6 protein-coding genes are annotated in these 6949 nt (G+C 62.4%); all 6 read left to right on the top strand.

Going from position 1 to position 6949, the window contains the following annotated elements; genetic code table 11:
• Positions 1-103: 103 nt before the first annotated feature.
• The 6 genes from ASC95_RS14290 to ASC95_RS30675 all read left to right on the top strand — a co-directional run bounded on the left by ASC95_RS14290 (position 104) and on the right by ASC95_RS30675 (position 6797).
• Positions 104-499: a hypothetical protein gene (locus ASC95_RS14290; protein ID WP_057298403.1), complete on the top strand. Its 396-nt coding sequence runs from the start codon at positions 104-106 to the stop codon at positions 497-499.
• A 544-nt stretch (positions 500-1043) separates the two neighbouring features.
• Positions 1044-1505 (top strand): DUF4259 domain-containing protein, encoded by a 462-nt coding sequence (locus ASC95_RS14285; protein ID WP_082567805.1) that lies wholly within the window; start codon positions 1044-1046, stop codon positions 1503-1505.
• A 1552-nt stretch (positions 1506-3057) separates the two neighbouring features.
• Positions 3058-4590 (top strand): IS1182 family transposase, encoded by a 1533-nt coding sequence (locus ASC95_RS14270; protein ID WP_057298399.1) that lies wholly within the window; start codon positions 3058-3060, stop codon positions 4588-4590.
• A 789-nt stretch (positions 4591-5379) separates the two neighbouring features.
• Positions 5380-5850, top strand: a complete 471-nt coding sequence (locus tag ASC95_RS30680; RefSeq protein ID WP_157256320.1) for a hypothetical protein — start codon at positions 5380-5382, stop codon at positions 5848-5850.
• A gap of 70 nt (positions 5851-5920) precedes the next feature.
• Entirely contained in the window at positions 5921-6415 is a 495-nt protein-coding gene (locus tag ASC95_RS14260; RefSeq protein ID WP_057298397.1) for an ankyrin repeat domain-containing protein, read from the top strand.
• A gap of 67 nt (positions 6416-6482) precedes the next feature.
• On the top strand, positions 6483-6797 hold the full coding sequence (locus ASC95_RS30675; protein ID WP_157256319.1) for a hypothetical protein: 315 nt from the start codon (positions 6483-6485) through the stop codon (positions 6795-6797).
• The last annotated feature ends 152 nt before the right edge of the window (positions 6798-6949 follow it).

Genomic DNA, 6949 nt, shown 5'->3' with positions numbered 1-6949 from the left:
TTCGTCGTGTCGCGGCCACCGGCGCTTCGACAAACGGCGCTCGGCATAACTGGTCGCTGCAGCGGACGGCTTCGCCGCCCGCTGAGCTTTTACGTTGAACGTCATGGATAAGTTGCACGCGTATCGCGCAGAAGTTCAGAGCAGGGGTGCGAGCACGGCTGCCGCGGACACCTTAGTTCAGGCAATTGCGAGTTCTCCAGACGCCGCGGATCTCCGCACGCTGTTCGCGCAGTTGGCAACCGAATCGGACCAGCTTGGCTGGTTTCGCGATTGCGACTATGCGGCAGTAGCACTGCAGGTCGCGCAGGCGCACGTCGCCTCACCGCGCCTCAAGGAAGCAATGCTTCGCTTCGCGTTGGAGCGCGCTCGGTGGTGCGCCAGTTGCGCCACGGCAGGCGGCGAAGGACTGGCTCGGTCCCTGCATGTGCGCGAACTGGAGGCGCTGGCCGGCAATGACGTTCAACCCTTCGCTGCAGCGGACGGCTTCGCCGTCCGCTGAGCTCACACGTTATGCAGCANGCATGTGCGCGAACTGGAGGCGCTGGCCGGCAATGACGTTCAACCCTTCGCTGCAGCGGACGGCTTCGCCGTCCGCTGAGCTCACACGTTATGCAGCAGGCTAGGTTGAACTCCATCAGCAGCTTTGTGCCTGGCTTGCGCGGCGGCCTCGTCGCGTCGGCGGCCAAGGATTCCGCGTGGTCGGGTGAGCGCGTGTCGGTGTCCCGCTTCGGCGGCGCCCGGACCTGGATTCCGCGTTGCATTGCGCTTCCGGCTAGTCCACCAAGCCTGCTCGCCTCAGCCNTTCCGCGTGGTCGGGTGAGCGCGTGTCGGTGTCCCGCTTCGGCGGCGCCCGGACCTGGATTCCGCGTTGCATTGCGCTTCCGGCTAGTCCACCAAGCCTGCTCGCCTCAGCCTGCGGCGGGTATCAACTTCGGCGGCTTCGTCGTGTCGCGGCCACCGGCGCTTCGACAAACTGCGCTCGGCATAACCGGTCGCTGCAGCGGACGGCTTCGCCGCCCGCTGACCTTTCACGTTAGCCATACATGAACCGTCGCGATCTCATACTTCTCGCCGCAACATCAGCATTCGTTTCACAGGCTCGAGCGGGCGCGTGGGAGTCGGATAGCTTCAGCAACGATGATGCTATGGACTGGGCCAGTCAATGTGCTCGGTCCAAGGGTCCAAAATTCATTTCGGTCGCGCTCAATGCGGCGCTCGCCGATGGATATCTTGAAGCTCCGGAGTGCTCGATGGCCGTCGCAGCGGCCGAGGTCGTTGCAGCATCAAAAGGAAGGCCGTCTAAATCTCTGCCCAAGGAACTGTCGTCTTGGCTGGAACAGCAACAGAAAGCCGAAATCGCAAAGCTCGCGCCCGTCGCGGCGAAGGCGGTGTTACGTGTTCTGAACGGCCCCAAGTCTGAGCTTCGGGAGCTGTGGCAAGAGAACAAGAAGGAATTCCCCGCGTGGAGCGGCCGCATGCAAAGCCTGATTGCGAGGCTGAAATGATGGCTAACCTATCGCTGCAGCGGACGGCTTCGCCGTCCGCTGAGCTTCGACGTTATGCAGCACGCTAGCTTGAACTTCATCGAGCGCTTTGTTCCCTGCTTGCGCCGCGGGCTCGTTGCGTCGGCGACCGAGCGGTCCGCGTGTTCGGGCGNACGTTATGCAGCACGCTAGCTTGAACTTCATCGAGCGCTTTGTTCCCTGCTTGCGCCGCGGGCTCGTTGCGTCGGCGACCGAGCGGTCCGCGTGTTCGGGCGAGCACGTTTCGGTGTCACGCGTGGCCAGCGCCCAGGTGTCGGATTCCGCCTGCACCGCGCTTCCGGCTAGTCCACCAAGCGTGCTCGCCTCAGCCTGCGACGGCTTCCAACTTCGGCCGCTTCGTCGTGTCGCGGCCACCGGCGCTTCGACAAACGGCGCTCGGCATAACTGGTCGCTGCAGCGGACGGCTTCGCCGCCCGCTGAGCTTTTACGTTGAGCATCTTCGCAGCCTTGGTCCAGCTGGACATCGGCTCCTTCTCGACGAAGCGGNGCTTCGTCGTGTCGCGGCCACCGGCGCTTCGACAAACGGCGCTCGGCATAACTGGTCGCTGCAGCGGACGGCTTCGCCGCCCGCTGAGCTTTTACGTTGAGCATCTTCTGGACGCCATGGACTCAAAGATCAACGAAGCTGTGGAATCCGCCTACCGCATCGAGCGGGAGTACGGATTTCTCTGTGATCGTCAGGCTCGCGCGGACGCTACCTTCGCTGCGGTTCGTTGCTTGGCTGAAGCACAGGATGCGTCAGTTATCGACGGGTGCCCTGACTGGCTGCTGTCCGAGTTGCAGGAGTGGATTCAAAGTTTTCGCCAATCGGGAGAGTTCGGCTTTGTCTCCAACCTGGGCTCAGTTGATCATTCGCCGCTCATGGCCATGGCTTGTTCCGTGCTGGCTGCGGCCAATGCCCAACCCTTCGCTCCAGCGGACGGCTTCGCCGCCCGCTGAGCTTCGACGTTGGGCNCGCTCATGGCCATGGCTTGTTCCGTGCTGGCTGCGGCCAATGCCCAACCCTTCGCTCCAGCGGACGGCTTCGCCGCCCGCTGAGCTTCGACGTTGGGCGTCACTCACATGAGCGAATCGATCACCCTCAATCTCCCGTATGACTTGGCTGACTCCGAATGGGCCAAAGTCACGGCTGTCTACGAATCGATGGGCGACTGGGTACCAGGGCAGGCAGTGGCATGCTGGTTTGGCCCACTCGATAGTTCCAACTTCGTGGCTGCGTCAGTCGAACCAAGCGGCCTCTTGCTGGAAGGAAACGTAGACCCTCTGCTTTTCCGGGGATGGGTCACCAAGCTCTGCGCCAAGTTAACGTTGGCACTTGGCCGGGAGGTGTATGACGCGGAGGTCTAGCGGCGACGTGACGCCCAACCTTTCACTGCAGCGGACGGCTTCGCCGCCCGCTGAGCTTGCACGTTGACGCTGTGCAATAACCCAACGGCATGCGGTAAATCCGACTGTCACCGACGCAGGCGTGTCGGCACGATCGAAGTCATCACGCTGCAGCCGGATGAAGCCAATGCCACGCTACAAGCTCGTAGATCGCAGTCCCCGCTTTCTGCCTGTTGTGCTGGCCGAGCAGATTCAACCCGGCACGTTCGAGTTCGCGCTGGATCATCTGGTGGATCATGAGTTAGACCTGAGCGCGTTGGATGCCAAGTTCAGCAACGATGAAGTCGGCGCCAGCGCCTACGACCCGCGCGTGATGCTCAAGATCGTGCTGCTGGCGTACAGCCGGGGCCTGGTCTCCAGCCGCAGCATCGAGCATGCCTGCCTGCACCATGTGCAGTTCATTGCCATCAGCGGCGACAGCCAGCCCAGCTACACCCACATCGCCAAGTTCGTGCGCGAGCTGAAGGGACAGATCCAGCCGCTGTTCACGCAGGTGCTGCTCACCTGCGACCGCATGGGCTTGATCGGGCGGCAGATGTTCGCCATTGACGGCGTCAAGCTGCCCAGCAATGCCAGCAAGGAGCGCAGCGGCACGCATGAGGAGCTCAAGCATCGGGCGGAGAGGCTGGACAAGGCGGCCGACAAGATCCTGGAACTCCATCAGGCGCAGGACGCTGGCGGCGACAGCGCGCAAACGCTTGACGCCAAGCGCCAGGCTCGTGTCGATGAACTGCGCCGTGAAGCCCAGGCCACGCGCGACTTCGTGGCCCGCAACGAGCCACGGCGCAACGATCGTGGCCAGGAGCTCAAGAGCAACGTGACCGACCCCGACAGCGCCAAGATGGCCACAGGCAAAGGCGTGTTGCAGGGCTACGCCGCGCAGGCGGCGGTGGACAGCGAGAACCAGATCATCGTGGCCGCCGAGGTGACGGGATCAGGCTCAGAACAGCACATGCTGCTGCCCATGATCGAAGCGACGGCTGCGGTGCGCGCGCCCGACACCTTGATCACCGCAGACGCCGGCTACCACTCCAACGACAACGTCCAGGCCTTGTGCGAGGCCGCCATCCCGGCCCTCGTGGCCGACAACGCGATGCGCCAGCGCGACGAGCGCTTCGCAGAGCAGGCCAAGCACAAGGCGAAGGGCGAAGTGCTCGCTGACAAGCGAGCGCGAGGCGAAAGCCCCAATCCGAAGGTCAAGGGCTTCTTCGGCACGCGCGACTTCGTCTTCCACGGCGACAACACCTGCACATGCCCGGCGGGCTGCACGCTGCGAAGCAGTGGCGCGCTGTACAAAGTGGGGCTGTACCTGCGGCAGGACTTCAAGGCCGGCGCCAGCGATTGCACGAGGTGCGCGCAGCGCGCTCAATGCATCCGCAAGCCAGACGCCACGCGCAGAACGGTGGCGCTGCACACCCGAATGCCTGACGATCCTCAAGACCCGCTGCACCGCATGCGCCAGGCCATCGACAGCCCACGAGGTCGCCGGCTCTACAGCCAGCGCATCGCCACGGTCGAGCCGGTGTTCGCCAACCTGCGCCACAACAAGCGTTTGAGCCGCTTCACGCTGCGCGGCAAGGACAAGGTCGGCACGCAGTGGCGGCTGTTCTGCCTGGTGCACAACATCGAGAAGATCGCCAACAGAGGCGAACGATCATGAGGAATGGGAAAGGTGCGCAGCGCGAGCAAGGCGCCAGAAGCGCCACACAGGGCATTCACAAGGTCCAATCCAATCGGGCCGGCGGCTCGACGCATCAAACGATGAAGAATTCCTCAGCATCCACGGTGATCAGCCGCTGCGGGCATCGCAGAAATCGGGTTATTGCCCAGCCTCGTTAGCCATCATGACTCGGGCAAGCCTCATCCTTCGATCTTTAGGCACTGTCGGCCTAGTGCTTTGTGTGGCGCCGCTGGTCGGGTTTGTCGGCGTTACGTTAGCCATCATGACTCGGGCAAGCCTCATCCTTCGATCTTTAGGCACTGTCGGCCTAGTGCTTTGTGTGGCGCCGCTGGTCGGGTTTGTCGGCGTTTGTCTTGCTATCTGGGCTGGTTCGACGAGAGAGTCTTTATCTTTCCCGCTTGGCGAGCTTCCGGGGCTGTATCAGGAGGCAGCGCCATCCGTCCTCGTTTGCGCCGCGCTGTTTGTTGCCTCCCTGCTTGCTTGGTCTCGCCTTCGCAATCGCATTCCTTCTCGAGCCTGGGTGGTTGCCGTTTGCGCTGGTTCCTTTGGTCTTGTCTATGGCTTTCCAGTCTTGGAACGCCTGCTCTACGGGCATCGCTTCTCCAGCACAGGCCTCCTTATTGCCGCTCTCGGCCTATTGGCTGGAGTGATATGTGGTGCCGTGCTTCCACGCCGCGTTCTGCCCGTATGGCAACAATGATGGCTAACCCTCTGCTGCAGCGGACGGCTTCGCCGTCCGCTGAGCTTTCACGTTGAAGCTCATCGGCCATGCCCAGCATCCGCACGGAGTCCATTGAAGTCTTCGCTGACTATCACCAGTTCTATGTCCAGGACGGTGCGGTGAATCCGCCGGCGCCCGTAGATTGGACAGATGCTGACGTCGCACACCGCGCAAAAGCGGCAGCCAACGTTGTAGTGGTCTGTCCAGTTCGGAACATGACGGTCCCGGTGCAAGTGGAACTGCACGATGTGGCCCCGCAATTGCAAAACCGCGCTGCCGATCACGTCGTTGAGTGTTCGTTGGCTCTGCCCAGCGGACATCTTCAAGTCCATGAGTGCACCGGCGGCGCCGTTCTGAATTGGCAGCTTCAGCCGGGGCAGTATGAAGTCGCCGTTCTGTACTCGCGCCTGGGTTCACTCAGCGCTGACGGGCTCGCAGGCGACGATCACTATCAAGTATTGTTGTGGCGCGGAGCGGAACGTCCTCTTCGCGTGCTTCAGGAATGGAGCGAACAATGAGCTTCAACCTGTTGCTGCAGCGGACGGCTTCACCGCCCGCTGAGCGCGAACGTTAGGCATCAAGCGTAATATGGACGAACTCCTGCTAAAGGCGGCGACAGATGGTGATCTTGCGGCCGCGCAGGCGGCCCTAAATCGCGGTGCATCGAGGGATGCAACAAATGACTTCGGCTTTACCGCCATCAGTATTGCCGCGGACCGTGGTCACCTGCCAATCGTCCGGTTGCTGATCGACGCAGGGGTTGATGTCAACCGACGCGACGTTCACGGTCTTTCGCTTCTCCACGACGCCGTTAGTTGGCCCGAAGTCATGGAAGTACTACTGGACGCGGGCGCGGACATGGATGGTGCCACGATCCAAGGGGTTACTCCCTTGATGAGCGCGGCTGCCTTCGGGGAGATGGACTCGGTGCGCCTGCTACTCGCTCGCGGAGCGGATTTGAATCGACGCGACGACAGAGGCTCGAGTGCCGCAGATGCAGCCGGGGAGAAAGGCGAAGACGAGATCGCCTCACTGCTTAGTGGGCTTGAGCACAAACCGATCAATCGCGGGGGTGGTCAGTGATGCCTAACCATTCGCTGCAGCGGACGGCTCCGCCGTCCGCTGAGCTCGCACGTTGAGCAGCAGGCATATGAACCTACTTTTGAGAGTCGAGGACACTTTCGAAATTCCGGCCTTCGGCGGTCTCGTGGTTGTGCCCGGCCCGCTCGCTCAGGACTACGGCGGTCCAGCCAATCTGGAAGTCCAGCTGCGAATGCCCAACGGTTCCGCCGTGCAAGCAACGCTTACGGTTCAGTGGATTTCGCAAACACCGCCGCCCAAGGAGTTGCGGTGGGGTTGTGTCTTCCGCGGGCTCTCAAAATCAGATGTTCCTGTGGGTACTGAGGTCTGGTACCAGCCTGCTGCCCAACCTTTCGCTCCAGCGGACGGCTTCGCCGCCCGCTGAGCTTTCACGTTATGCAGCAGGCTAGGTTGAACTCCATCACAGGCTTTGTGCCTGGCTTGCGCGGCGGCCTCGTCGCGTCGGCGGCCAAGGGTTCCGCGTGGTCGGGTGAGCGCGTGTCGGTGTCCCGCTTCGGCGGCGCCCGGACCTGGATT

It is taken from the genome of Pelomonas sp. Root1217 (genome assembly GCF_001425705.1).
Lineage (GTDB): Bacteria > Pseudomonadota > Gammaproteobacteria > Burkholderiales > Burkholderiaceae_C > Pelomonas.
The sequence above is the reverse complement of the archived record's forward strand: the minus strand, read 5'-3'. Positions and strand labels throughout refer to the sequence as shown.